22 protein-coding genes and 1 pseudogene are annotated in these 26,339 nt (G+C 73.0%); 10 read left to right on the top strand and 13 right to left on the bottom strand.

Features of this window, described 5'->3' with window-relative positions; translation table 11 throughout:
- Positions 1-68: 68 nt before the first annotated feature.
- Together V6D49_RS20220 and V6D49_RS20215 are read right to left on the bottom strand one after the other, a co-directional pair.
- Positions 69-476: a rodlin gene (locus V6D49_RS20220; protein WP_191207856.1), complete on the bottom strand. Its 408-nt coding sequence runs from the start codon at positions 474-476 to the stop codon at positions 69-71.
- Positions 477-677: 201 nt separating this feature from the next.
- Positions 678-1,514: an SAM-dependent methyltransferase gene (locus V6D49_RS20215; protein ID WP_445330560.1), complete on the bottom strand. Its 837-nt coding sequence runs from the start codon at positions 1,512-1,514 to the stop codon at positions 678-680.
- Between the two features lie 211 nt (positions 1,515-1,725).
- On the opposite strand from V6D49_RS20215, the gene V6D49_RS20210 reads away from it, so the two are divergent.
- The 3 genes from V6D49_RS20210 (at position 1,726) to V6D49_RS20200 (ending at position 6,477) form a co-directional block, all read left to right on the top strand.
- Positions 1,726-2,301 carry a hypothetical protein gene (locus tag V6D49_RS20210; protein WP_340561693.1) on the top strand — a complete coding sequence of 192 codons (576 nt, stop codon included), beginning with the start codon at positions 1,726-1,728 and terminating at the stop codon, positions 2,299-2,301.
- 95 nt (positions 2,302-2,396) lie between these two features.
- A complete protein-coding gene (locus V6D49_RS20205) occupies positions 2,397-4,556 on the top strand; it encodes a SpoIIE family protein phosphatase (protein ID WP_340561692.1) in 2,160 nt (719 codons plus the stop codon).
- A 91-nt stretch (positions 4,557-4,647) separates the two neighbouring features.
- Positions 4,648-6,477 carry an ATP-binding SpoIIE family protein phosphatase gene (locus V6D49_RS20200; protein ID WP_445330559.1) on the top strand — a complete coding sequence of 610 codons (1,830 nt, stop codon included), beginning with the start codon at positions 4,648-4,650 and terminating at the stop codon, positions 6,475-6,477.
- 28 nt (positions 6,478-6,505) lie between these two features.
- Here the strand turns inward: V6D49_RS20200 and V6D49_RS20195 are convergent, their stop codons facing one another.
- Positions 6,506-7,150 (bottom strand): TMEM175 family protein, encoded by a 645-nt coding sequence (locus V6D49_RS20195; RefSeq protein WP_340561691.1) that lies wholly within the window; start codon positions 7,148-7,150, stop codon positions 6,506-6,508.
- Positions 7,151-7,431: 281 nt separating this feature from the next.
- Complete coding sequence (locus tag V6D49_RS20190; RefSeq protein WP_340561690.1) at positions 7,432-7,683, bottom strand: acyl carrier protein; 252 nt, start codon at positions 7,681-7,683, stop codon at positions 7,432-7,434.
- Positions 7,684-8,501: 818 nt separating this feature from the next.
- Between V6D49_RS20190 and V6D49_RS20185 the strand changes: the two genes are divergently transcribed.
- The 5 genes from V6D49_RS20185 to V6D49_RS20165 all read left to right on the top strand — a co-directional run bounded on the left by V6D49_RS20185 (position 8,502) and on the right by V6D49_RS20165 (position 13,602).
- On the top strand, positions 8,502-9,581 hold the full coding sequence (locus V6D49_RS20185) for a hypothetical protein (RefSeq protein ID WP_340561689.1): 1,080 nt from the start codon (positions 8,502-8,504) through the stop codon (positions 9,579-9,581).
- Positions 9,578-10,843 (top strand): glycosyltransferase family 4 protein, encoded by a 1,266-nt coding sequence (locus V6D49_RS20180; protein ID WP_340561688.1) that lies wholly within the window; start codon positions 9,578-9,580, stop codon positions 10,841-10,843. The genes V6D49_RS20185 and V6D49_RS20180 overlap by 4 nt, the downstream gene beginning before the upstream one ends.
- Positions 10,844-10,889: 46 nt before the next feature.
- Positions 10,890-12,143, top strand: a complete 1,254-nt coding sequence (locus V6D49_RS20175; RefSeq protein ID WP_340561687.1) for an 8-amino-7-oxononanoate synthase family protein — start codon at positions 10,890-10,892, stop codon at positions 12,141-12,143.
- Positions 12,140-13,021, top strand: a complete 882-nt coding sequence (locus V6D49_RS20170; protein WP_340561686.1) for an HpcH/HpaI aldolase/citrate lyase family protein — start codon at positions 12,140-12,142, stop codon at positions 13,019-13,021. Before V6D49_RS20175 ends, V6D49_RS20170 begins: the two co-directional genes overlap by 4 nt.
- A gap of 71 nt (positions 13,022-13,092) precedes the next feature.
- Complete coding sequence (locus tag V6D49_RS20165) at positions 13,093-13,602, top strand: MaoC family dehydratase (protein WP_340561683.1); 510 nt, start codon at positions 13,093-13,095, stop codon at positions 13,600-13,602.
- A gap of 59 nt (positions 13,603-13,661) precedes the next feature.
- On the opposite strand, the gene V6D49_RS20160 is transcribed toward V6D49_RS20165, so the two are convergent.
- The 7 genes from V6D49_RS20160 to V6D49_RS20130 all read right to left on the bottom strand — a co-directional run bounded on the left by V6D49_RS20160 (position 13,662) and on the right by V6D49_RS20130 (position 22,298).
- Positions 13,662-14,651 (bottom strand): ornithine cyclodeaminase family protein, encoded by a 990-nt coding sequence (locus tag V6D49_RS20160; RefSeq protein ID WP_445330558.1) that lies wholly within the window; start codon positions 14,649-14,651, stop codon positions 13,662-13,664.
- Positions 14,648-15,448, bottom strand: coding sequence for an SDR family NAD(P)-dependent oxidoreductase (locus V6D49_RS20155; RefSeq protein WP_340561682.1), 801 nt, complete (start codon positions 15,446-15,448; stop codon positions 14,648-14,650). The genes V6D49_RS20160 and V6D49_RS20155 overlap by 4 nt, the downstream gene beginning before the upstream one ends.
- On the bottom strand, positions 15,430-17,493 hold the full coding sequence (gene argS, locus V6D49_RS20150) for an arginine--tRNA ligase domain-containing protein (RefSeq protein WP_340561681.1): 2,064 nt from the start codon (positions 17,491-17,493) through the stop codon (positions 15,430-15,432). The genes V6D49_RS20155 and argS overlap by 19 nt, the downstream gene beginning before the upstream one ends.
- Positions 17,494-17,556: 63 nt before the next feature.
- Positions 17,557-18,636 carry a 4-hydroxy-2-oxovalerate aldolase gene (dmpG, locus tag V6D49_RS20145; RefSeq protein WP_340561680.1) on the bottom strand — a complete coding sequence of 360 codons (1,080 nt, stop codon included), beginning with the start codon at positions 18,634-18,636 and terminating at the stop codon, positions 17,557-17,559.
- A complete protein-coding gene (locus tag V6D49_RS20140) occupies positions 18,633-19,529 on the bottom strand; it encodes an acetaldehyde dehydrogenase (acetylating) (protein WP_340561679.1) in 897 nt (298 codons plus the stop codon). Before V6D49_RS20140 ends, dmpG begins: the two co-directional genes overlap by 4 nt.
- Positions 19,516-21,537, bottom strand: a complete 2,022-nt coding sequence (locus V6D49_RS20135) for a carbamoyltransferase family protein (RefSeq protein WP_340561677.1) — start codon at positions 21,535-21,537, stop codon at positions 19,516-19,518. The genes V6D49_RS20140 and V6D49_RS20135 overlap by 14 nt, the downstream gene beginning before the upstream one ends.
- A 14-nt stretch (positions 21,538-21,551) precedes the next feature.
- Positions 21,552-22,298 carry a phytanoyl-CoA dioxygenase family protein gene (locus V6D49_RS20130; protein ID WP_340561674.1) on the bottom strand — a complete coding sequence of 249 codons (747 nt, stop codon included), beginning with the start codon at positions 22,296-22,298 and terminating at the stop codon, positions 21,552-21,554.
- Positions 22,299-22,616: 318 nt separating this feature from the next.
- Here V6D49_RS20130 and V6D49_RS20125 point away from each other — a divergent pair, with 318 nt between their 5' ends.
- Positions 22,617-23,651 carry a beta-ketoacyl-ACP synthase III gene (locus V6D49_RS20125; RefSeq protein WP_340561673.1) on the top strand — a complete coding sequence of 345 codons (1,035 nt, stop codon included), beginning with the start codon at positions 22,617-22,619 and terminating at the stop codon, positions 23,649-23,651.
- A 234-nt stretch (positions 23,652-23,885) separates the two neighbouring features.
- A complete protein-coding gene (locus V6D49_RS20120; protein ID WP_340561671.1) occupies positions 23,886-24,743 on the top strand; it encodes a cupin-like domain-containing protein in 858 nt (285 codons plus the stop codon).
- Positions 24,744-24,893: 150 nt separating this feature from the next.
- Here V6D49_RS20120 and V6D49_RS26240 read toward each other — a convergent pair.
- Together V6D49_RS26240 and V6D49_RS20115 are read right to left on the bottom strand one after the other, a co-directional pair.
- Positions 24,894-24,989: pseudogene (locus tag V6D49_RS26240) on the bottom strand (LAETG motif-containing sortase-dependent surface protein); the annotation flags it as partial.
- 65 nt (positions 24,990-25,054) lie between these two features.
- Positions 25,055-26,248, bottom strand: a complete 1,194-nt coding sequence (locus V6D49_RS20115; protein WP_340561670.1) for a Cmx/CmrA family chloramphenicol efflux MFS transporter — start codon at positions 26,246-26,248, stop codon at positions 25,055-25,057.
- Positions 26,249-26,339 lie beyond the last annotated feature (91 nt).

Raw genomic sequence — 26,339 nt, 5'->3', positions numbered from 1 at the left:
CCCGGTGCCCGCGCATCCTGGGAGCCCGGGTGGCCGGAGGACGTCCGGCCACCCGGTGCCACCGGGGCTCAGTCGACCGCGGCGGCGCCGTTCTCCGAGAGGAGGTTGAGGTCCGACAGGATGTGCGACAGCGGGTCGTCGCCGTCCTGGATCGTGGAGTTCTCCGTGCAGGCCTGGCTGTTGTTGCTCGACAGGACGTCCTGGACGGTGATCGGCACGAGGCCCACGAGGCTGCCCACGTTGGTCTTCCCGTCCAGCGCCGCGATGCACGGCTTGTTCAGGGAGCCGTTGACCAGGCTCATGTTCGGGCTCATGTAGCCGCCCGTGGTGGTGTTGCCGTAGACCTGCTTCGCGCCGTTGCCGCTGGCCGCTTCCTGGTTCCCGTCGCCGACCGCGAGAGCGGGGGACGCAACGACACCGGTCACACCGACGACGGAAGCCGCCACAGCAGCCGTGGCGAGCACCTTCTTGATCACGAGTTTTCCTTCCGAATCTGGAATGCCCCGCTGCCGGAGCAAACTGGACAACTCACGATCCGGCGCAGAAGTTCTGCCCCTTCACTCGACCGGCTCAATGATGCGATTCTCGGATTCTTCCTACCGGAACAGGACGTCGCAGCTCGAAACGTTTCCGCAGGCATGGACACCGAGAAGGCGCCCAAACGTGGGACGGCCGCCTTACGGCTTGCGCCCCACGCCGCCGTAGGAGTCCACGGGAACGGCGGAGCCGACCTCCGACGGGTTCGGCCGCCACAGCGGACACGAGACGACTCCCGGCTCGACGAGGTCGAACCCGGCGAAGAACGCCCCGAGCTCCTCCGGGCTGCGCAGCCTGTACTGCACCTGCCCGCCCTCGTTGTGCTCCTCCTGCGCCTTCTTCAGCGTCTCGTCGGTGTCCGTGCCGTCGCAGACCAGCAGGTAGCTACCGGACGGCAGCGCCTCCGTCAGTTCGCGGACGATGCCGAGCGCCTCCGCGTCGTCCGTGACGTGACCGAGGATGCCGCTGAGGATGAGCGCGACCGGCCGGTCGAAGTCCAGCGTGCGGCGGGCCTCGGCCAGGATCGCCGCCGGCCGGTGCAGGTCGGCGTCCAGGTACGCCGTCGCGCCCTCCGGGGTGCTGGTGAGCAGCGCGCGGGCGTGGGCCAGGACCAGCGGGTCGTTGTCGACGTAGACGATCCGCGAGTCGGGGGCCACCCGCTGCGCGATCTCGTGGGTGTTGTCGACCGTCGGCAGCCCCGTGCCGACGTCGAGGAACTGCCGCACCCCGGCGTCGTCGGCCAGGTACCGGATCGCCCGGGAGAGGAACGCGCGGAAGGCGCGGGCGTTGGCCGCGATGGCCGGGAACGCCGTGGCGAACTGGTCCGCCGCCACCCGGTCGGCCTCGTAGTTGTCCTTGCCACCGAGCCAGTAGTTCCACATCCGGGCCGAGTGCGGCACGCTGCTGTCGATCAGCGCCGCCGGGTCCTCGCCGGTCGGGTCGCCTTCGGCTATGGGTCCGCCGTTCGCCACGTTCATCTCCTGTTGGCCACGTCACATGCGATCAGTGCGATCAACGTACCGCCCCGCCCGTCACCGGGCCACAGGCCGGTCCCCCGCCCAGGGCCGGGCAGCGGCGTGAGCCACGTCATTCTGCCCGGACCCCGCCGCCGGATACCGTGCCCCTGCCCGGCCCGCGACGGACGGTTCGGGGCCCGTATCCGTCCGGACGAGCTGGAGGTCCGCCGTCGTGTCCGATGACGTCCCTCCCGCGGTGCCGGGCTACTCCGCCGACCTCTCCCCCCTCATAGCCGCCACCGCCCGCTGGCTGGTCTCCGCCTACCCGGCCGTCGGCGGGGCGATGAGCGCGGCCCTGGCCGAGGCGCAGGCCCGCCAGGCGGCCACGGTCGCGGCCTGGCTGCGCTACCCGACGGCGGTGGACGCGGCGCTGGCGGCCCTGACCGGGGCCGGGGGCTCCGATCGGCTGGACCGGCTGCTGGGCCCAACGGGCGGTACAGGCGACGGCCCCGGCGATCCCGACCAGGCGTGGCGGACCTGGGTGGACGAGGTGGTCGCCAGCTGGGCGGCGTGCCTGCTGTCCTGCCCCGAGCTCGCCCGCAGCGCCGTGGCGGCGCTGTCCCCGGGCAACGGGACCGGCTCCGGCGTCTCCGGCGGATTCGGCGAGTTCCGGCGGCTGACGGCCCCCGACGTCCACGACCGGCAGGCGGCACCCCTGCTCCGCCACCCCGACCTCGTGGCCGGGGTGGCCGACCTCCACCGCGCCGGCCTGATCGCCCGTCTGCGGGCCGACCCCGTCGCGGGCTGACCCCGTCGCGGGCCGACCGGTCCCGCGCACCGTGCGGAACGCCCCGTTGTGCCGGATCATGGCAGCAGGCCGAGGAACGGCGGCGAGGACGTGAGATGGCCACAGGGCACGGCAGCGGCAGGTTCGCGGACGCGCTCGTCCGGCTGCTGGCCTGTGCCGAACCGGACGACCTGCTGGCCGAGGCGGCGGCCGCGCTCTCGCCCCGGGTACAGGACGCGGTCGGCGTCCTGTACCGGCTGGACGCGGACGGATCGCTGCGGCTGACCGCCTCCGTCGGACTGCCCGCCGCCTACCTCGAAGCCTACCGCGTCATCCCCGTGGACTCCTGGCTGCCGTGCGCCCGCGCGGTACGGGAGAGCCGCCCGGTCTGGACGACCGCCGGTGAGTACGCGCGGCCCGACCTCCACCCGGAGGACCACGGCCGCGTGCCGCTGCCCTCCAGCGCGGAGTTCGTCGCCGTCCCCCTGCTCGTGGACGGCACCTGCCTCGGCGCGCTCAGCCTGCGGGTACCCCGGGGCAGCGCGCTGGACTCCACGGTCGAGTACCGGCTGATGGCACTGGCCACGGCCTGCGCCCACCGCTGGGAGCGGATCCTGACCGGCGGGAACGTCCCCGCCGGGGACCAGGGACTGCCGCCGAGGGCCCTGGCGGCAGGGCAGCGGCGGGTGACGATGCTGGAGATGGCGCTGTCCAACGCCAGCATCGGCACCTTCGACTGGGACTTCCCCTCCGGCCACGTCGTCTGGGACGAGCGGTCCTGCCGGCTCTTCGGCATCAGCCCCGAGGAGTTCGACGGCCGCATCGAGACGTTCGAGAGGTCCGTCCACCCCGAGGACCGGGCCCTGGTGGCGGAAGCGGTCGCCAAGAGCCACCGGACGGGCAAGTACGACGTCACCTACCGCGTCGTGCACCCCGACGGCGCCGTCCGCTGGATCACGGCCGAGAGCCGGGTCGTCTACAACCGCGAGGGAAACCCGCAGCGCATGATCGGCATCGTCCAGGACCGGACGGACGAGCACGAGCGGGAAGCGGCCCGCAAGGCCCGCAGCGACTTCATCCTCGCCCTCACCCGCTCCCTGGCCGCCGCCCTCTCCACCGACGACGTCGTCTCCGCCGTGGCCGCCGCGGCGCTGCGGGAGCTGGGCGGTACCCGGCTGGCCGTCTTCCTGCGCGAGGAGGACGGCACCCTGCGGCTGGCGGGCTCCCGGGGCTACGCCCCCGAGCAGGTGCCGAAGCTGCGGCTGCTGGGCGAGGTCAGCACCGAGCACCCGCTCCTGCGGTCCGTGTGGGCGGGCACGCCGCTGTTCATCGAGACCGCGCGCGAGTACCGCGAGCGCTTCCCCGACGAGCGGCTGGCCTCGCCCAGCGGCGACAACGCCCAGGCGTGGGCCGTCCTGCCGCTGATGTCCGCCCGCAACCTCGTGGGCAGCTGCGTCATCACCTACGCGCGGCCCCGGCGCTTCTCCCCCGACGACCGGACCGTCTACACGGCCGCGGCGGGCATCATCGCCCAGGCCCTCACCCGGGCGTCCCTCTACGACTCGGGTCGGGGCTACCTCACGGAGCTGCAGCAGCTCATGCTCCCCCGCGACCTGCCCGAGCTGCCGGGGCTGGAGGTCGCCGTCCGCTACCGGCCGGGGTCGGAGGGCCTGGACGTCGGCGGGGACTGGTACGACGTCCTGCGGCTGCCCGGCGACCGGGCCGCGCTGATCATCGGCGACGTCCAGGGGCACAGCGCCCGGGCGGCGGCGGTCATGGGGCAGATGCGCACCGCCATGCGCGCCCGCGCCGCCGAGTACCACTCGGCCCAGGGGCTCATGGCCTGGGCCAACCGCACGCTCTGCGACCTGGACACCGACCTCTTCGCCACGTGCATCATCACGGAGGTGGACCGGGCCAGGCGGCGGCTGCGCATCGTGCGCGCCGGCCACCCCTACCCCATGCTGCTGTGCCCCGACGGAACCGTGCGGGACATCGAGGTGCCGGGCGGCACGCCGCTCGGCACCTTCACCGAGGAGACCTACCCCTCGTGGGAGACGGAGCTGGAGCCGGACAGCACGCTGCTGCTGTACACCGACGGCCTGGTGGAGGCGCCGGGCTCCGACTACACCGGAGGGGTCACGCGGATCGCCGACCAGCTCGCGCGCGACGGGCGCCTGCCACTGGACGTGCTCGCCGACCGCCTGGTCGCGCCCGCCGCCTCCCGCTCCCTGCACGACGACATCGCGGTCCTGCTGCTGCGCCCCGACGGCTGACCCACCGGGACGGGACCGGGCGGGCGCGGGACGGGGCGACCTCGGAAAATCCGCTGCCGCCCGGAGGCCGATTCCGCCGTCACGGGGCAGAATGGGGAAGCGCCAGGGGGTGCCCACGGCACAGGTCGGTCCAGGAGGTGGTGCGGTGGTCCTCGAGCGCAGGCCCACGGCCCGCCGGACGCTCTCCGGCCGGGGTCGCGGGGCCTCGGCGGCGCTCCGCAGGACGCGTGAGGCGCTGGGCACCATGCTGGCCCCGCGCGACCGCCTGACCTGGCTGAACGAGGCGAGCAGCCGGATCGGCACGACCCTGGACCTGGAACGGACCTGCCAGGAACTCGCCGACTACGCGGTGCCCGAGCTGGCCGACGGGGCGGCCGTCGACGTGCTCGACAGCATCCTGCGCGGCGAGCAGCCCGTGACGCCGCCGACCGGGCGGCTGCCCGTGACGCGCGCGATGGCCGTCTCGGAACTGCCCGAACTCGACCTGGAGCCCGACCCGGTCGGCGACCTCTCCACCCGCCGTTCCGGCAGCCTGGTCAACCCCTGTCTGCTGGAGCAGCAGCCGGTCCTCGTCAGCCGGATCGAGCCGCACGAGTACGAGATGATCGCCCCCACCCGGAACGCGGCCCTGGCCATGCAGCGGGCGGGTGTCCACAGCTACATGGCGGTGCCGCTGGTGGCCCGGGGCGTGTTCCTCGGCATCGCGGACTACGTGCGCGCCGGCACCCGGCCCGGTTTCACCCGCACGGACGTGTCGCTGGCGATGGAACTGGCCACGAAGGCGGCCGTCTACGTCGACAACGCCCGGATGTACGGACGGGAGCGGCAGGCCGTCGTCTCCCTCCAGCGCAGCCTGCTGCCGCGCGCCACCCCCGAGACGCCGGGCCTGGCCGTCGACACCTGCTACGCGCCGGCGAACGAGCCGCAGGGTGTCGGGGGCGACTGGTTCGACGTCGTCGGCCTGCCGGGAGGCCGGACGGCGCTGGTGGTCGGGGACGTCATGAGCCACGGCATGGCGGCGGCCGCCACGATGGGCCGGCTCCGGGCCGTCGCCCGCACGCTGATGAGCCTGGACATCGCCCCCGAACGCGTACTGGGCCGCCTGGACCTGGCCGCCCGCGACCTGGAGGAGGATCAGGTCGCGACCTGCCTGGTCGCCGTCCACGACCCCGTCGACCGGACGTACACGCTGGCCGCCGCCGGACAGGTCCCGCCGCTCGTCGTGGACGGCCGGGGCAACGCCCGTTACCTGGAGATGCCCGTCGGCGCGCCGCTCGGCTCCGGCGTCATTCCCTACGACGCGGTCGAGCTGCCCGCCGAGGAGGGCGACCGGCTCGTGCTCTACACGGACGGGTTGATCAAGACCCGTGAGGACGACCTGGACCACTGCCTCGACCTGCTGCGCAAACGTGCGGGCGAGCTGCTGGCCGGTCGGATGCTGGGCGCCGAGGAGCTGGTGCACGCCGCGCCGACCGGCGTGCACCGGTTCGACGAAGCGGTGACCGTCGTCTCCGCGTCCTGCCCGAGCGGTGACGTCCTGCTCCGGCAGTGGGACCTGCCGAGCGACGGCGCCGCGGCGGGGCGGGCCCGCAGGCTCGTGCGCGAGCAGCTCGGCCGGTGGCGGCTGGAGGAGATGTCGGACGTGACCGAACTGGTCGTCAGCGAGCTGGTCGGCAACGCGCTGCGGTACGGGGGCGGGCCGGGCAGGCTGCGCCTGCTGCGGCACAGCCGCCTCGTCGTGGAGGTCTCCGACACCGGCCCCGACCTGCCGCAGATCCAGCACGTTTCGCTGAACGACGAGGGCGGGCGGGGCCTTCAGCTGGTCAACCTCCTGTGCCGGCGCTGGGGTTCGTGCCGCACCCCGCTGGGCAAGGTCGTCTGGGCCGAGCAGGACATCCCGCTCCCGGCGGAGGCGGACTGAGCGTGCCCGTCCCGGTCGGCCGCAGCGGTCAGCGACGGCGCGCGCGCCGGGCGGCGGCCTTCTGACGCAGGCCGATCATCGGTTTGAGGGGGAGGAAGAGCAGCCACGACAGCAGCGCGGCGGTCGGTGAGACGAACGCCAGCGGGACGGCCAGCCCGAACAGCACGACGGCGACGGCCACGTCGGCGTCGTCCAGCCGCTGGAGCCGCAGGGCCTCCGGGGACGCCGCCTGCCCCGGGCCACGGTGCGAGAGCACCCGCAGCGCGAGGTGCACCGCGTTGACGGCCGCGACCACGGCCGCGTACAGCGCGACCGCCGAGGACTCCTCGGAGTAGTCGGCCAGGACGGCGGTGGGGAAGGGCACCAGCGCGACGAGGGCCAGGCCCAGGAGCGTCAGCCAGACGACGCGCACGTCGATCTCCGGGATGGCCGCCAGGATGCGGCGGTGGTCCCACCACAGCTGGGCGATGACCCAGAAGCTCAGCGCGTAGGCCCCGATGCCGGGCAGTGCCTCGCGCAGCGCGGCGTGGAACGCCTGCGGCCCGAGGTCGGGCGGGACGGAGAGATCGAGGACGAGGATGGTGAGCGCGATGGCGAAGACGCCGTCCGACAGCGCCACCAGGCGCTCGTCCGCCGCCCTGTCCTGTTCGCGCGCCTCCGGTGGACGTTCCACGCGAGCACCCTAGAGGCCACCGGCGGGCGGGACGCGGCCACACGCCGGGGCGGCAGGGGGAAAGGCGGTGGTGCGGGACGCACGGGCCCACACAGAACAGTCCCCGGTAGTCCGGGTCGGCACCCTCCGCCCCAGTCGTCGCTGAGGCTCCGGTGCCCTGGGACTGCCGAGGGCCTGGCCAGTACCTGACGAGAGTCTCTGTCGACGGACGTCTCCCTCGACGGTGGGGCTCTCCGGCTCCCTGGTGTACTGCCCATTTTCACCCCTTTGCCCCCTTCGCGTCAAGGGCTCGACGCCTCCTGGGCGGCCTGCGCGGCACGCTCCTCGACGAGCCGGGCCAGGTCTCCCACGGTGGCGGCCTCCAGCAGTTCGTCGTCGCTGACGTCCAGCCCCAGCCGCTTGCCGATCGCCATGGACAGCTCCACCATCGCCAGGGAGTCCAGGCCCGCCTCCTCGCGGGTCGCCTCCGGCCGCACGTCGCCCTCCGCCACGTGGAGATCGGTGATCAAAATGGTCTTGAGCTGCTCGTACACGATGTCTCCTTGAGGGGAAGGACCACAGCCCGGGGAGAGACGCAGCCCCCGGCGCCATGACACGACGATCGCCTCCGCAAACGGAAAGCGCCGGGCCGTCCCGGCGCGCCGGGCGCGCGATCGGACCCGTCGAGCCGTGGTCGGCCGAACACGGGCTCGACATCCCCCGTTCTACCACGCCCCCCTGATCCGCGCCGTTCCATATCCGCCGCCCTCCGGCGGAGTTACCCGAACGGCCGGAGCAAGTTCAGCCTCGGAAAAGCCACATGATGTCAGGTCAGCCCCAGCCCTCGGAGCAGGCGGGGCGCGGACTCACGAGCGTCCGACGTCGTACGGAAGCATCTCCCCGGCAGCCGTGGAGACGTTCCGGAGCAACCGGCGCGCGAACGGCCGCCGTTGTCCGACTGCCCGGGGGAGCCGACGGGCGGCGTCGGTACCGCGCGGCACGACCCGCTCTGGCCCCCGCTCCCCCAGGGCGATAACGTGACCCCTCGTGACGGGGACAGCGCCGCGGCCGACGGGCCGGATCGGGATCTCAGTGCGATCGAGACCCACCATCGCCCATGCCGCCGCGCGCTCCGGCGTGGCCGGTGGTTCGCCATGGCACACACCCGTGACACCACCCGTCGACGCCCCGCACACCGGACCGGCGGACGTGCGCACACCGCGTACCGCGAACCCCGCCTGACGCACCCGTTTGTCGCCGCGCCCGGCCCGTCGCCGCGCAGTTCCGGCGCGGCACCCGGCGACGCCGCTCGGTGCTCTTGCCCGTCCGGGGCGCGTCGCCACCGTCTCCACCACCACGCCCGAGGGGGATCATGTCCGCACAGGGGAACAAGCGGTTCACCGCTGAGGAACTCGAACACGCCAGGACCGACAACGAGCGTGAACGAGCGCTCCACGACCTCACCCAGGTACTCCCCGCGCCCGAGCTCGAACAGGTGTTGCGGTCCCTGGGCGGGCCGGAGACCCGGCTGGCCGGGCTGCCGCCGCTCAGCGCCGCCGTGCGCTTCGTGGACACCGGGCTCGAACACACGCGGGCGAAGCGGCTGTCGGCCGCGGACGTCCACGCGGCGGCCGCCACCGTGGCGGCCGGGCGCGGTCAGCCGGACGTCCCCGCGCCCCAGCCGCTGTTCGAGCGGGCGATCTTCGTCTTCGGCCTGCGGCGCGGAGCCAACCACGCCATTTCCGAGTGGCTGCGCGGCCACTTCGACGAGGCGGAGGTCTGCTACCTGAACAGCGCCGAGATCTCCCTGTTCGAGACCGAGGGCAACACGCTGACCGTCGACCGCGACACCTACCGGCGGCTGCCCGTGGACCCCGGGAAGCGTGTCCTGATCGTCGGGTACGAGAACCTCGACCCGGCTCACTTCCCCCTCCGGCACAACGCCCGGGTGGCGCGGCGCTCCGACGTGGTGGTGGTCCTGCGCGACTTCCCCAACACCGCCGCGTCCATCGCCCGGCAGGCCGACGACGACCCCGCCTTCGCCTACCGCTACCGCATCCGCGACCTGCTGGACCTGTGGAAGCGCTACGCCGACTACTTCGCGAGGCGGGCCTTCGGCCACACCTACATCGCCTTCAACTCCTGGTTCAGCGACCCGGACGAGCGGCGGGCCATCTCGCGGCGGCTCGGCCTGGACCACACCGACGAGGGGCTCAACCGGGTGAGCCCCTACGGGGAGGGCAGTTCGTTCGACGGACTGCACCACGACGGCAGGGCCCAGGACATGGCCGTGCTGGGCCGGTGGGAGAGCATGCTGGACGACCGTCTCTTCCAGTTCCTGCTGCTCGCCGACGAGGAGGCGCTGGAGGCCGACCAGCGCCTGTTCGGCGGGTTCCCGCACACGCGCGCGGACCTGCTCCGCCGCTGGCGTGCCGGGGGCGACGCCCGGTGAGGGTCCTCCACGTCATCAAGGAGGTGACCGACGGCGGAGCCAGCGTGGGGCTGCTCCGGATGTGCGTCGACGGCCCCGGGGAGGCGCGGCCCACGGTCGCCTCGCTGATACCGCCCCGCCCCGAGCACCGCGCGGTCTTCGAGCGGGCGGGCGTCCCCGTGCTGGCGGGCGGGGAGGCCGCCCGCGCCGCCGTGGCGGAGACCGACCTCGTGCAGGTGGAGTGGTGGAACAACCCCTACGTGAACGACTTCCTGGTCAACGCCGACCTGCCGGCGACCCGCGTCCTCCTGCACTCCCGGGGCCACTTCGACGCTCCGTGGATGTGTCCGAGCGACCGGCTGCTGGCGCGCGTCGACGGCTGCACGGTGACCACGCCGAGTGCGGCGGCCAACCCCCGCTTCGAGAGCAACCGCCGCAGCACCGGGCTGCCGGCCGCCCGGTGTGTCTTCTCCTCGGCGGGCCCGGTGGCCGCGGCGCCCGGGCCGGGGCGGGCCCGGCGCGAGGAGGGGCGGATCACCGTCGGCTACCTCGGCACGGTCGAACCGATCAAGATGCACGCCGCGATGATGGAGATCGCCGCAGGGGTGATCGAGGCGGCCCCGGAGGTCGACTTCGTGTTCGCCGGTGACGGCGCCCTGGCGGAGTACCGGGCGGAGGCACGGCGGCTGGGCATCGGCGACCGCGTGAGGTTCCTGGGGTTCCAGGACGATCCGGCCGCCTTCCTCGCGGGGCTCGACGTCTTCTGCTACCCCCTCAACCCCTACACGTACGCCACGAGTGAGAAGGCGCTCCAGGAGGCGATGCTCGCCGGGCTGCCCTGTGTGGCGCTCCCGGTGGGCGGCATCCGCGACCTGCTCACCACGGACAGCGCCCTGCTCGTCGAGACGCCCGCACAGTGCGTCGACGCCTGCCTGTCGCTGGTGCGCTCCCCCGCCCTGCGGACGCGCCTGGGGCGCGCGGCGCGCGAGCGGATCGAGCGGCTCACCGAACGCCGCGCGTGGCGGAGCCGGCTGTCCGCCGCCCGCGCCGAGGTGCTGGCCCGGCCCGCCCGGGCGAGGTCCGCCCTCGGGGTGGACCGGGCAGCGCTGTTCGACCACTGCACCGACCGGCGCGGGTGGGAGACGGACCGGATGGACGAGGCGCGGCGGGCGGACTTCGCCCGGGTGGCCGCCTTCGTCGAGGACGACTACGCGGCCTGGCTGGAGTCCGGCACACCGCGTCCCGACATGCCCGCCGTGCGGGCGGAGAGGATCTCATCGTGAGTGACACGGCTGCCGGAGCGCCCGGCGGACACCCCGGAGGCGTCCGATGACCGCCCGAAGGACGATCGAACCGACGCACCGCTTCCGCAACAACGACAAGTCGGTGGGGATCGGCAACGCGTTCTGGGACCTGTCGGAGGAGAACGGCCTCGCCGGCATCGTCGCCGAGCTCGACGACGGCGTCCTGCGCACTGAGGCGGGGCACACGTTCGTCAACTTCAGCTGCTGCTCGTACCTGGACCTGGACTCGCATCCCCGGGTGATCGAGGGAGCCGTCGAGGCCCTGCGCCGGTACGGCGTGCTGGACCACTGCATCCCCCGCAGCCGGGTCCAGATACCCGCCCTGCTGGAGCTGGAGCACTCGCTGGGCGAGCTGTTCTCGGCGGACGTCGTCTCGGCCATCTCGGCCAGCGCGGCCAGCGCGGGCCTACTCCCGCTGATCGCCTCGGGCCACGTCGGCGACGGCGAGCGACCGCTGATGATCTTCGACAAGAACTGCCACGTCTCGATGGCGCAGACCAAGCCGGTCTGCGCGGACGAGACGGAGGTCGTCACCTGCCGCCACCACGACCTGGACTTCATCGAGGCGCGCTGCAAGGAGTACTCCCGCGTCTGGTACGTCTGCGACGGCAGCGACAGCCTGGGCGGCTACGCCCCGGTCGCCGAACTCGCCGCGCTGCAGGACCGGTACGGCCTGCAGGTCTACTACGACGACTCGCACTCCCTGTCGGCGTTCGGACCGCGCGGTGTGGGCTACGTCCGGTCGGTCAGCCCCGCCTTGAGCGACCGCACCGTCGTGGTCACCACCCTGAACAAGGCCTTCGGCACCAGCGGGGCCGCCGTGCTCCTCAACGGCCACCCGAAGCGGACGTTGCGCGTCATCGAGCGCTTCGCCGGAGCGATGAGCTACTCGCAGCCGCTCAACACCGCCGCCGTCGGCGCGGGGCTGGCGTCCGCCGAGATCCACCGGAGCGAGGAACTGCCCGCACTGCAAAGGCGGTTGCAGGAGAAGATCGCGCTGTTCGACGCCCACGTGGAGACCGCGCAGTCCGGTTCGACGTTCCCCATCCGGCTCGTGCCGATGGACGACGAGGTGGTCATCGAGGCCGGAAGGCGCGTCTTCGAGGCCGGGTTCTACGTCTCGCCGGTGTTCTTCCCGATCGTCGCGCGCGGTACGGCGGGGCTGCGGGTGATGATGCGGGCCGGGCAGACCGACGAGCAGATCCGCGCGCTGTGTTCCGTCCTGGTGGAGGTGGGGGCCCGGCCGGCCCCCGCGACGCGGACGGAGGCGGGGGCGTGAGGAGCACGACGCGCGCGATCCCGCGCAGCTTCCTGTACACGCCGGCCCTGTCCCTGGACCGGGTCCTGGCGGCCCGCTCCTACGACGCCGACGTGCACCTGATCGACCTGGAGGACTCCGTCCCGGCTCCGGCCAAGGAGGAGGCGCGGACGATCTGCCGCACGGCCCTGGACCGGGCGGACGACGCCCGGAACCTCGCCGTCCGCATCAACCCGACGGGCACGGTCGACCACGTGCGCGACCTCGCGCTCCTGACGGACGGCACGGTACGGCCCGGCTACGTCTTCATGACCATGGTGCGGTTCCCCTCGGAGCCGCTGCTCCTGCGCGAGTGCCTCGCCTCGGCCGGGTGGCGTCCGGAGATCTTCGTGACGGTGGAGACCGTCGAGGCCGTGCACGACCTCGACGCGGTGGCCGGGGCGAGCGACGGGCTCATCCTCGGCTCGGCGGACCTGGCGGCCACCCTCGGCATCGACATCAACCCCACCGGACTGCTGGCCACCCGGCAGGCGATGGCCCTGGCCTGCGCCCGGCACCACACGACGTGTATCGACACCGGCAACTTCCAGCTGGCCGACACCTCGGCCCTGCACGAGGAGATCGCCCAGGCCCGCGCGCTCGGCTTCCACGGCAAGGGCACCGTGCACCCGAAGGAACTCGACGCCATCAACGCCGCCTTCCGGCCGAGCCCCCAGGAGATGGCGGAGGCCCGCACGGTCGTGGACGCGGTCCGCGCGGCGGGCGACGGCGTCACGCTGGTGGACGGACGGATGGTCGGCCCGCCCTTCGTGCGCCGGGCCCGCGAGACCCTGGGCCGGGGGGAGGCGTGGGAGGCCCGTTTCGGCACGGCCCGCTCCGACCGCCCCGCAGCGCCCTGACGGCCGGCCCCGGACGCCGGGGCCGGCCCCCGTCCGCTCCCCCTGCCCCTGTGACGCACGAAGGAGTTCCCATGGCGCTGCGGCGCACCGGCGAGAACGAGTACACCGAGGAACACGGCGGTGACTACGAGGACTTCGAACCCGGCATGGTCATCAAGCACTGGCCCGGCCGGACGCTCTCGGAGGCCGACAACACCTGGCTCACCCTGCTGCTCATGAACCAGCACCCGCTGCACTTCGACGAGAACTACGCGGCGGGCACCGGGTACGGCCGGGTCCTGGTGAACAGCTCGATCACCCTCGCACTGGTCGGCGGCATGACCGTGCAGGCGCTGTCGGCCCGCGCCGTGGCCAACCTCGGCTGGGACAAGGTGCGGCTGGCCGAGCCCGTCTTCGTCGGGGACACCCTCTACGCGACCAGCCGCATCCTGAGCAAGCGCCTGTCACGCTCCCGTCCCGGCCAGGGCATCGTGACGGTGGAGACCACCGGGACGAAGGCCACCGGGGAGACCGTCATCGTCTTCGAACGGTCCTTCCTGGCCCGCTCGCGCGACGCCCGGCCCGGCCGGGACGCGGGCTGACGCGCGGGCCCCGTGGCCGGCGCGCGCGTCGGGCACGGGGCCCGGTCGGGCGTCGGGCGTCAGGCGTCCGCCGTGACGACGTCGTGGACGGCGGCAGCGGCGGCGGTGTCCTCGATCGACAGGCCCACGCTGCGGAACAGCGTCGTCCGGCCGGCGGGCGGGGTGACGTCCCCGTCGAGCAGCGCGCCGAGTTCGTGCAGCGCGTCGGCTCCGATCAGCCCGGCGGCGAGTGCGGCCCGGACCTCCCCCGCCTCCTCCAGCGCGTCGGCCCGCTGCTCCACCGCGACGAAGGCCGAGGCCAGCAGCTCGGGGGCGACCTCGACGGCGTCCTCGTGGGTGCCGCCGATCACGTTGAGGTGGGCGCCGTCCGCCACCCACCCGGCCTCGACGACGGGCGTCGCGTCGTCCGTGGAGGTCGCGGTGCAGACGATCTCCGCGTCCCGGACCGCCGAGCGGGCGTCGCCGCACACCGTCACCCGCGTGCGCGGCCCGAAGCGCTCGCGCGCCCAGTCGGCCAGTTCCTCCGCGCGCGGCCGGGTCCGGGAGTGGAGCCGGACGGTGTGCACCGGGCGCACGGCCGCCATGGCGCGCAGCAGGGCCCGCGCCTGCACCCCGGCCCCGACGACCGCGAGGTCGCCGGCCTCCGGCGGTGCGCAGAGCTCGGTGGCCAGCCCGGCGACGGCGCCCGTGCGGAGGGCGGTGAGCGCCGCGCCGTCCAGCAGGGCCGCCACCCGGCCCGTCCGCAGGTCGACGAGGGCGACGATGCCGTGGATCAGCGGCAGGCCCCGGCCGGGGTTTCCAGGGGTGAGCGTGGTGATCTTCAGGCCCGCCACACCGTGCCGCTCCCACGCCGCCGGGCTCACCAGCAGCTGGTTGCGGGGTTCCTCGCCCGTCTGCAGCAGGGTCCGGTCCGCGCTGTGGGCCCGGCCCCCGCGCAGGTCGCGGAAGGCCCGGCCCAGCGCGTCGACGACGGGGCGCAGCAGGTCGTCCCGGTCCAGCACGGACGGGTCGATCAGCCGCGGGGCCCACGCCGCCGTCGGCTCGCTCACAGGGCCACCTCGCCGCCGTCGACGGCGATGTCGCCGCCCGTCATCCACGCCGACTCGGCGGAGGCCAGGAACACCGCCGCGCCCGCCAGGTCCTCGGGACGGCCGGGACGACCCAGCGGGATGTCCTTGCCGCGCTCGGCCCACAGGTCCGGATCGTCGCGCCACTGCACGGCGTTGGACTTGGTGGCGGTCAGGCCCGGGGAGACCGTGTTGACGCGGATGCCGAACGGCGCCAGCTCGTAGGCGGCGCTCCGCGTCAGCATCGACAACCCCGCCTTGCTGCACTGGTAGTGCGCCATGGCGCTGACGGCGCTCGACGCGCTGAGCGAGCTGATGTTGACGACGCTGCCCCGGGCCCCGGCGGCGCGCAGCCGGGCCGCGAACGCCTGGATGGCGAAGAACGGGAACCGGAGGTTGACCTCCATGACCCGGTCGTACTCCTGCGGCGTCAGGTCGAGGAAGCCGGTACGGGTCGCCGTGGCGGCGTTGTTCACCAGCACGTCCGGCAGCCCGATCGCCTCGGCCGCCGCGCCCATCAGCCGGTCGACGGCGTCCGGGGCGGCGGCGTCGAGCAGCGTGAAGTCCGCCGCGACGCCGTACCCGCGCAGCTCGGCGCGGGTCGAGCGGGCGGCGGGCTCGTCGCTCAGCGCGGTGAAGAAGACGTCGCACCCCTCGCGGGCGAACGCCGTGGCGATGGCGCGGCCTATGCCGTTCGCACCGCCGGTGACGATCGCCCGCCGCCCGTCCAGTCGGCCCGCGGCCCGCCCCCCGTCCCCCATCAGATCTTCGGGGGGCACTCGACGTGGCACATCGCGAGCCCGTTGACGAGGACCGTCTGCACGGACTTCGTGATGAGCAGGCGGAACTCGTTCGCCTGGCCGCCCTGCAGCACGGGGGCGCTGGCGTAGTACGAGTTGTAGATCCCGGAGATGTCGAGCAGGTGCCGGACCACGACGGCCGGGTCGTCCTCCTCGGCGGCCCGGGCCACCTTCTCCGGGAACTCCAGGAGGCGGAGGATCAGCAGGGCCTCCTGGTCGCTGACGTCGAACGCGCCGATGGCGGCGGCCTCGGGCAGCGGCCGGTCGTACTTGCGCAGGATCGCCCGGGCGCGGCAGGCGGAGTAGACGACGTAGGCGCCGCCCGCCTTCTCGAAGCCCGCGATGGTCGAGTTCAGGTCGTCCTTGGCGATGCTGACGGACGCCTTCATGTCCTTCTTGAGGTCGTTGAAGACGACCGAACCGACGGCGAGCTGGCGGGCGGCCTCGTCGATCTCCTCCTCCGTCATCCCGCCGCTCTCGGCGGTCTTGGCGCGGAAGTGCTCGACGGAGCCGGCCAGCAGCTCGTTGACGCCGGCGACGCTGTCCCGGCTGGAGAGCTTCTTGCCGGAGGCGGCGTCCACGTAGAAGCCGAACCACGTGTGCGTGAGGTTCAGCTCGCCCGGCTCGGCCAGGCCCATGACCTCGGCGGCCTCGAACAGCCGGGAGAAGTGGACGCGCTGCTCCTGACCCACCACGTAGTTGATGTCGGTCGGTGCGAACAGCTCGCGCCGCAGCTTGATGGCGCCGACGTCGCGGGTGGCGTAGATGCTCCGGCCGTCGGAGCGGCGCACGACGAGGCGCTCGCCCTTCTTCAGCGGCACCACGATCGCGCCGAGGTCCTTCTGCAGGGAGGTGACGGCCTTGTCCCGCACCTCGGGCGTCATCTCGTCCTTCTCGACGAGGCCCGTGAGCTCGGCGGCCTCGCGGTCCACCATCTCCTGGGTCAGCTCGTAGGCCCGGCCGCCGCGGATCGCCTCGTCGACGGCGGCGTTCCCCGCGTCCAGGTAGAAGCTCTCACCGATGGTGAAGTCGATGTCGATGTCGAGCGCGGCGTAGAACTCCCGGAAGTCGGCCAGGCTCCACCGGACCATGCGCAGCCAGAGCTCGACCTCCTCCGGGTCGCCCTCCTCCAGCCGCTGGAAGCGGGCGTCGGAGGCGGCGACGAACTCCTCGTACGTCCGCCGCAGCGCGTGCGCCTCGGTCACTCCGGGGAAGTAGGTCTCGATGACCTTGCGGTCGCCCTCGGCCGCGCGGTCGAGGTCGGTGCCCGCCGCGACCGTCCGCTCCAACCCGCGCCGGATGGCGTAGATGGACAGCAGCCGCTCGTTGTCGCCGAGCTCCGGGGGGAAGTGCGGCTCGAACCGGCGGTAGCCCTCCAGCATGAAGCCGAAGCCGCCGAAGTCGTTGATGTGGTTGACCCGGTAGACCAGGGCGCCGCAGGCCTCGTAGAGGTTGCTCAGCACGTGGCCGATCATGGTCGACCGCAGGTGACCGGCGTGCAGCACCTTCGCCACGTTGGGCGAGGAGTAGTCGACGATGTGCGTGCGGTCGGCCCGGCGGTCGTTGTGCCCGAAGCGGCTGTCCAGGGCGACGACGGAGGCCACCCCGGCCAGGTACCAGGCGTCGGTCAGCCGGACGTTGACGTAGATGCCCTTGCGGCTGACCTCCGCGACGGCGTCGCGGAGCGAGGGCGACGACAGCGCCTCGACGATCCACGGGACGTGGGAGGCGATGTACTCCTTCGCCCCGCCCTCCTTGAGCAGCCCCGTCAACCGCACCGCCAGGTCGGCGCCGAAGCGGGTGCGGTCGAGGATGTCGACCTCCCAGTCCAGCGTGTCGCGGCCGGAGCGCTCCCGCAGTGCCTGCTCGATGCGTGCCTTGACGTGGGCCAGCGGATAGTCCCCGGCGGCCGGCGGCGTCGAGGCGCGTCGGCGTTCGCGCACGGCGTCGCGAAGGGCCTCCACCTCGTGCCGACGGGCTTCGTTCTGCTTGGCCAACTCGTTCATGGGAATCGCTTCACGCACCGTAGCAATAGTCGTTTTCGGGTGGGTGTGTCCTGTCCGTCCGTCCGGACCGTCACGAAACGGTCAGCTCCGAGCGGCTCCCCGTCCACCGTCGTCACGCGCGCGGAGCGTGGTGTCGCTCCGCAGCTCCGTCACGACGTCGACGATGAGGTCCTCCTGCCCGGCGACCACCTGCCGCCTGCCCAACTCGAAGAAGACGTCGCGCGGATCGACCCCCGCGCGGCGGGAGGCGTCCAGCACCCGGTTTTTGAAGCCTGAGAATACCCCAGCCAGGCCGCTCACTATGCTTTCGGAGCTGATGGTGGGGGGCGCGGGCATGAGGGTCCGCTCGGCCAGGTCGCCCGCGTCCAGGAGGGCGTAGAGGTCGATGCCGGTGGCGAATCCCATCCGTTCCAGCACCGGCACGACGACCTCCAGCTGGGTGTTCCCGGCCCCGGCGCCGAAGCCCCGGGCGCAGGCGTCGACGATCGTGGCGCCCGCCGTCGCGGCGGCGACCGAGTTGGCCACCGCCATGCCCAGGTTGTTGTGCGCGTGGAAGATCACCGGCACGTCCACCGCGGCCGTGATCGCGGTGATCCGTTCCGTGACGTCGGCGGGGAGGTAGTGCCCGGAGGAGTCGAAGATCCCGACGGCCCGCGCCCCGTAGGAGACGAGCGCCGCGCACTGCTCGGCCAGTCGCCCCGGCTCGGCCATGTGGCTCATGAGCAGGACGCCCTGCGCCTCGACACCGCTCTCCCCGAGGACGTCCAGGTGACGCTCGGCGACGTCGCCCTCGGTGCAGTGGGCGCCGATGCGCACGACGTCCGCGCCGTGCCGGACCGCCCGGCGCAGGTCGTCGCTCGTGCCCCAGCCGGGCAGCATGAAGACGCCCATCCGGCTGTTCGGCAGGGCCTCCCGGACGACCGCCAGCATCTCGTCGTCGCGGAGCCTGGCCCGGCCGACCTGCAGGGACGAGGCGCCCAGGCCGTTCCCGTGCCCCACCTCGACCACCGGCACCCCCGCGGCGTCGGCCGCCGCCGCGTAGCCGCGCAGCTGCTCCGCGTCGAGCTGGTGACGCACCGCGTGGTGCCCGTCCCGCAGGGTGGGGTCGTGGATCACGATGCGCGGCCGGTCCCCCGCTGGCTCGTCCACCGTCCGGTTCACGACAGCTCCTCCGTGGCGCCCACCAGGGGCTGACGCGCGGCGTACCGCTCGGCGATCAGCACGGCGGCGGCGTTGATGATGTCCAGGTTCCCCGCGTACCGGGGGATGCGGTCCCCCGCGGCGGTCACCTCGACCGCGACGAAGATCCGCTCGTCGGTGACGGTGCAGGCGGTCACCCGGTAGCCGGGGGTGTGGCGGCGCACCTCGGCCGCCGCCGCGTCGACCTGTGCCGCGACGGTGTCCGCGTCCGCTCCGGGCACGACGAGGGACATCGCGACGCGGAACGGGGTGGGCGGCCGGGCGGGGCTCAGGTTGACGATGGCCTTGACGTCGGCGACACCGGTGAACGTCCGCGCGGCGTCCTCCGTCGTCGCGATGTACTCGTCCAGGTTGAGGCGGGTGGCCCGGCCCACGCTGACGCTCGCGGCCGTGGTCACCACCTCGATGTACTCCGGCCGGTAGTGGCGCGCGAGCGCGTGCAGGACGGGCACGGAGGCCTGCCCCCCGCAGCTGACGAGGTTGACGTTGCGGTGCAGCAACGCGTCGGCGCCGTTCACCGTGGGCACGACCATGTGGCCCACCCGGCTCGGCGTGAGGTCCACCAGCAGCGTCCCGAGCGGCCGGAGCCGGGCCCAGTGCTCGGCGTGCGCCATCGCGTTGGTGGCGTCGAAGACGACGTCGAACGGCTCGCGTCCGGCGACCAGCGCGTCCACGCCGCCCGCCGCCGTCGCGCAGCCCAGCGCGGCGGCGTGCCGCAGCCCGCGCGTCTCGTCGGTGCGCCCGACCACCAGCGCGCAGCTCAGCGCGGGGGACCGCTGGATCTTGGTGACGAGGTCGATGCCGATGAGTCCGGCGCCGAGCACCGCGGCCTTCAGGGGTTCACTCCGGGGCATCGGCGAGAGACCTCCCCCGGGCCAGCAGCAGCCGCTCGGCCAGCAGCCCGCGCACGACGCGCAGCGCCTCCGCGCGCTGCTCCGCCTCCGGGCAGTGCGCCGTCAGCAGGTCGCGCAGCGGCGTGGCGCCGTCGGCGTGCGCCAGCAGCAGGAAGGCGGACGGCGTCAGCTCCAGGCCCGGGCCGCTCCGGGGCCGGCTGGTCAGCCGGTAGGCGGGCCCGTCCTCCCCGACCGTGGCGCTCAGCTCGACGCCCGGCGCCCGGGCCGGCAGGCAGTCCGCCAGGGCGTCGGCGCCGGCGAGCGGCGGTGGGGCGGGGGCCACGACGCGGTCCTCGATCACCAGCGCGTCCATCTGCGTGGCCAGCAGCACGTCGACGGCCTGCCCGGGCGTCTCGACGATCGGCTCACCCCGCACGTTCATGCTCGTGTTGACGAGGACCGGCACCCCCGTCCGCTCGCCGAACGCCGTGAGCAGCGCGTGCCAGCGCGGATTGCGGACGCGGTCGACCGTCTGGACGCGGGCCGACCCGTCGACGTGGGTCACGGCGCCGAGGCGGTCCCGCCACTCGGGGCGGACGGGCACGACCCGCAGCATGTACGGGCTCTCCGGGTCCGGGCCCATGTCGAAGAACCGGTCGGCCACCTCCACCGGCACGATGGGCGCGTAGGGCCGGAACTCCTCGCGGTACTTGATCGAACGGTTGAGGTGTTCCCAAGTCCCGCGCTCGAACGGCGCGGCCATGATGGAGCGGTGACCGAGCGCACGCGGCCCGAACTCGGAGCCGCCCTCGAACCAGCCGACCACCTGCCCGCCGGCCAGCCGTTCGACGACCTCCTCCTGCTCGTACCGGCCGACGTCCAGGAAGCCGCTCCGGGCCCGCAGCGCGGCGTCGACCTCCTCGGGCCGGTAGGGGCGGCCCAGGAAGTCGTGCGGCACCGGGCGGCCCTTGGTCTCGCCGGTGAGCAGGTAGTGCGCGGCCGCCGCGACGCCGACGGAGACCCCCGCGTCGTGGCTGGCCGGCATGGCGTAGAACCGGCGTACGCCCGACTCCCGCACCATGCGCTGGTTCGCGACGCCGTTGAGCGCCACGCCGCCGGCGTAGGCCAGGTCGGCCTCGCCGGTGCGCTCCAGCACCCGGGTGGCGCGCTCGGTCAGCGCCACCTCCAGGTCGGCCTGCACCCGCGCGGCGAGATCGCGGTACTCCATGGGGCCGCCCCGCCGGTTGGCCCGGCGGAGGTCCTGCTTCCACGCGCTGCCGAAGCGGGACACCCCGTCGCCGTCCCGGGTCAGCAGGCTCTCCCCGAAGCGCGCCGCGTCGCCGTAGGGGGCCAGCCCCATCAGCTTCCCGCCCTCCTGCCAGTCGCCGAAGACGTACTGGGAGACGGCCGCGTAGGTCTCCCCCAGCGAGGAGGACCCGCACATGGGGTGGAAGGACGCCGCCACGGCCCGGTCGACCAGCCGGTAGCCGCTCCGGTCGAAGACGTACGCCGACTCGACGTGGTACGGCGGCCGGGGCACGGGCATCGGCGTGTTCACGTACGCGGCGAGCTCGGGCCCGCGCAGCAGAAGGTCGTCGGCCCCGATCACGCTGCCCCCGGAGCCGTCCACCACCCAGACGGCCGACCGGTCGAACGGGCTGGAGAAGAACGTCGCGAAGGCGTGGGCCAGGTGGTGGGAGACGAAGACCGACCGCTCCCCCACGGGATCGAAGAGATCGAAACCCTCGTCCGCGAAGGGGAAGTTGAGACCCACCTGGGTGGGCACCAGGTTCTGGGTGTTGAACGCGAACAGGTCGACGTCGTCGGGCGTGAGGCCCGCCGCGTCGAGGCAGTAGTCGGCGGCGAGCCGCGTGTTGAGGTAGGGGCGGCCATCCCGCTTGACGCGCGTGAGCCGTTCGAGCTGGATGGCGGCGACGACCTGCCCGCCGCGCAGGAGACACGCCGAGGCGTCGTGGCTGCACGACATCCCGAGCACGACGGGGCCGTCTTCGGCCTTGCTGGAGACCATGGAGGAGTGACCGCCTAGGAGTTCTGCGGCAGCGGCGCGTCGCGCAGCGGACGCTCGGAGCCGTAGCGCGAGACCTGCGTGGAGTTCTTGGGCTCCGAGTAGTAGTTGACGACGGAGGCGAGCCGGTCGTGGTCGGAGCGGTTGCGCGCGCTGGCGTGGACGGTGAGGACGTCCAGGAAGAGCGCGTCGCCGGGCTCCATGACGGCCGCCTCGACCCTGCTCAGGTCCAGGGTGTTCTCGCGCACCTGGTAGTCGTCCAGGTCCTCGTGCGGCAGGAGCTGTTGGTGCGAGCCGGGGAGAAGCTCGATGCCGCCGCGCTCCGGCGTCGCCGGGTCGATCGCGCACCAGAGGGTGAGCTGCCGCGCCGACAGGTCCGTCCAGTATGCGAGATCCTGGTGCATCGGTTTGCGACGGCCACTTCTCGCGGGCTTGAAAATCAGCTTGGAGGAGTGCAGATAGATGCGGGGCCCCATCAGGTCCTCGACGTGATCGAGAACACGTGAGGAACCGAATATCTCACGGAAACCGGCGTCGTTGTCGAAAGGCGCCGGAACGCGGCGCAGCACCGGCGTGGCACTTCCGTCCTGATCCCAGGCCGTACCGTCCGACGCGGAGACCGACGCGGACTGGGCCGCGGCGACGCGCTGGTAGTACGCCTTGATGTAGGTGATGTCGTCCTGGCTCAGAAAACCCGGAACTATACAGTAACCGTCCCGGCGGAACTGCTCGGCCTGAGCGGCGGTAAGCGCCTTGAGCGTCATATGCCTGAGCGTACTGACGGACCACCACATGATCAACGTCCTTTTCGTGAAAGGACCTTCACCGCGGCCGCGCACCCGGCATTCCGGACGGGGATCGGGCGGCCGTCGTCATCCTACCCGGGCGGCACCGCCGCTCGCGCCGCCCACACCGCGCTGACCTGGGGCTCCCCGGTCCGGGCGGGGCGTGACGGGCGTGCCGGCCGGGAATCCCCGGACGTCCGCCCGCTCTACACTGATCGCCGACACGACCGACCGAGCGGGCGAGGTAAGTGCTGTGCGACGGATATTCCGCAACTCCCGGCGTCCCGGCGCGCGTCGATGACGGATGACGGCCTCCCCACCACCGGACCGGCGGACCGGGCGGCGGTGCTCTGCGGCCTCGGACACTGGCTCCCGCCCACGGTCGTGACCAACGAGGAGCTGAGCTCGCGGCTCGACACCTCGGAGGAGTGGATCCGCGGCCGGACCGGCATCTCCACCCGGCATCTGGCCGGCCCGGGCACGGCCACCTCCGACCTGGCGGTGGAGGCGGGCGCCCGAGCGCTGAAGTCGGCCGGCGGCGGTGAGATCCAGGCCCTCGTCCTCGCCACGACGACACCCGACCACCCCTGCCCCGCCACGGCCCCGGACGTCGCCGCCCGTCTCGGCATGACGGGCATCGCCGCGTTCGACGTCTCCGCCGTGTGCACCGGCTTCCTCTACGGCCTCGCGACGGCGGCCGGGCTCATCGCGGGGGGCACCGCGGACCGCGTGCTCCTCATCGCGGCCGAGACGTTCTCCACCCTGCTGGACCCGCAGGACCGCACCACCGTCCCGATCTTCGGCGACGGCGCGGGGGCGGTCGTCCTGCGGCGCGGCTCCGCCGAGGAGCCCGGGGCGATCGGGCCCGTCGTGCTCGGCAGCGACGGGGGACGCCGCGCGTTGATCACCGTCGACGCGGGCGGCTCCCGGCACCGTGCCGACGGACCGGCGGACACCGCGCCCGACGGCTACTTCCGAATGCGCGGCCGGGAGGTCTTCCGGCAGGCCGTCGAGCGCATGGGCGAGGCGTCCCGGAGCGCGGTGACGGCCGCAGGCTGGTCGCTGGGGACGGTGGACCGGCTCGTGGCCCACCAGGCCAACGCCCGCATCACCTCCTTCGTCGCCTCGGAGCTGGACATCCCGCCGGCGCGGTGCGTGCACAACATCGGACGGGTCGGCAACACCGCCGCCGCCTCGATCCCCCTCCTGCTCTCCCAGGCCGCGCAGGACGGCACGCTCACCCCGGGGCACCGCGTCCTCATGACCGCCTTCGGCGGCGGGCTGACCTGGGGCGCCACCACCGTCGTGTGGCCCGACCTCGGCCTCGGGTAGCACCTCGCCCACCCGGTCGACGTGGGTGACGCCGCGCAGCGGCACGTCGGTTCGGCCTGCCGGAACGATCCCTGACCAGGGCTGGAGATCACCCTCTTGATCGTTTAAGGTGTCCCTGCCATGCCATAGTGTCTATACGCATGGCACCCGGGGACCGCGCGGCGGCCACCTGCTCGCTGGGAGCGGGCACTCCACCCCGCAGCGCAGCCACCGTCACAGAGGGGGGATTTCCTGATGAGCGACACCGATACCGCGTACTTCGGCATCAAGAGCGTTCCCCATCCCCGGTTGAGCCTCAAGGAATTCCTGGCCTGGGGCCCGGAAGCCGTCATCAAAGCGGACACCCCCGCGGTGATCGACGTCCTTCCCTCCCCCGACCCCGGGCACTACCGCACCGCCGTTCTGGAAAAGCTCGGGGATGCCACGGTGACACTGGTCCGAAAGGACCGCACCAAGGAGAACGAAACACGCGCCGAGGTCTCGAAAATACCCCTGCGGGAATTCTTCGAGAAGGAGCCCTACACCTCGAACACGGACGGCACCTACCGCGTCGTCTCCAACATCAAGCACCACGCGGAGACGATCAGCGCACTGCTCGGCTTCGACACCACCAGAATGTTCGACTACCGGGCCCCGCTGAACTCGGCGAACCTGTGGGTGAACTACTCCGGAATGCGGTCCCGCAACCACTTCGACGACCTGGAGAACTTCAACATCCAGCTCGAAGGCCGCAAGCGGTTCGTCGTGATGCCCCCGGGCTTCCGGAACTACTACGTCCGCTCACCCCTGCAGGGCTACGCCAACACCTCCAGGAGCGTCCGCGTCGACCACGCCGACCTCAGCCGCTACCCCCGGCTCGCGGCCGCGCTGGCCCGGCGCCGGGACATCGTCCTGGAGCCGGGCCAGATGCTGTACCTCCCGATGGGCTGGTGGCACCAGGTCGACGCGGTGGACGGCCTGAACATCAACCTCAACTTCTGGCTGTACCACCCGAAGATGCTGCGCCGCCCCCTCATGCTCGCCGACTCCCTCTACAAGGTCGCGTTCCGCAAGCTGAACGGCCTCTACAACCTGGAGCCGGAGAAGACGTAGGGGGCGCAGCGCCGGTACGCCCCCGCAGCGCCCGCCGTCCTGCCCCGTGTCAGGGCGGAGGAGGACGGCGGACGGGCCGGGACCGCGGCGGCCTCGGGCCTCAGCCCTTCGCCCGGCGGCGGCTGAGGGCGACCAGGCCGGCCCCGCGAGCAGGACGGCGACGCCCCCGCCCACCAGGTAGGGCGTGTTGTCGTCGCCACCGGTCTCGGCCAGCTCCGTGGCGTCCTGCGACTCCTCCCCGCCCACCGGCTGCTCCGGGCCCTCATTCGCCTCCGGCGCGGAGGTCGGCTCCGTCGGGTCCTCGATCGGCCTCAGGATCGGGCCCGCACCGCACGACCCGCCGGACACTTCTCCGTCGCGCCGAGGACCCCCGCGACCCGGGCCACCCCCGCCACGGACAGGGCGACGCCGACGAGCACGGCGCTCACCACCAGCGGCGAGCGGTAGCCGAGGTCGGCGCCCAGGGCGAGACCGCCCAGGGCCGGCCCGGCGGCGGCACCGACGTTGAGCGCGGCCGTGGCGAAGCCGCCACCCAGCGTGGGGGCGTCCGACGCCGTGTACAGGGCCTGCGCGATGAGCGTGGATCCCACGCCGAAGGAGAGCACCCCCTGAACGAAGACGAGGATCAGTGCCACGACCGGGTTCGAGGCGGTGAGGGCGAAGACCAGCCAGCCCACCAACAGCGCCGCACCGCCGACGGCCAGTACCTGGCCGGGGCGGCTGTCCGCCAGCCGGCCGCCCACGTTGACCCCGACGAAGGACCCGAGGCCGAACAGCGCCAGCACGGCGGGCACCCACCCGGAGCCCAGAGCCGTCACGTTGGTGAAGACGGGCGCGAGGTAGGTGAACGAGCAGAACGTCGCCCCGTTGACCAGCGCGCCGAGACCGAGGATGACCAACAGCCGAGGCGCACGGAACGCCCTCAGCTCGTGGCGGACACGGGGAGCCGCCGGGTCGACGGGCGTCGCCGGAACGGACCGCAGCACCGCGAGGACCGCGGGAGCGGAGAGGAGCGCGACGCCCCAGAAAGCGGAGCGCCAGCCCCACACCTCGCTCAGGACGGCCCCGAGGGGCACCCCCGCGACGCAGGCGAGGGTGACTCCGCTCAGGAGCACCGACGTCGCCCGCCCCTTGGCCTGAGGCCCCGCCATGCTCACCGCCGTCGCGAGACCGACGGCGAGGAAGCCCGCGTTGCACAGTGCGGCGACGACCCGGGTGACGAAGAGGACCTCGAAGTCGTCCGTGAGGGCACCGACGACGTGGGCGAGGAGGAAGGTGACGAGAAAGGCGAGCAGCGCCCGGCGACGCGGCCACCGCAGGCTCAGCATCGCGACCAGCGGCGCGCCGACGACCATGCCGACGGCGAAGGCGGAGGTGAGAGAACCGGCGGCCTGCAAGGAGACGCCCAGATCGGCGGCCAGGTCCTCGACCAGCCCGGACAGCATGAACTCGGACGTTCCCTGGGCGAAGACGGCCAGCCCGAGAACGTAGACGGCGAACGGCATGAAGAAGCTCCCACTACATCGCAGAACGGGGGACGCGACGCACGGACGGAAGGTCGGTGGTCGCGTGGGAGACGTCCCGGACGGACTCCGG

The sequence above is a fragment of the Streptomyces sp. GSL17-111 genome, from assembly GCF_037911585.1.
Lineage (GTDB): Bacteria > Actinomycetota > Actinomycetes > Streptomycetales > Streptomycetaceae > Streptomyces.
Note: the sequence above shows the minus strand (reverse complement) of the source record. Positions and strands in the feature narration are given on the sequence as shown.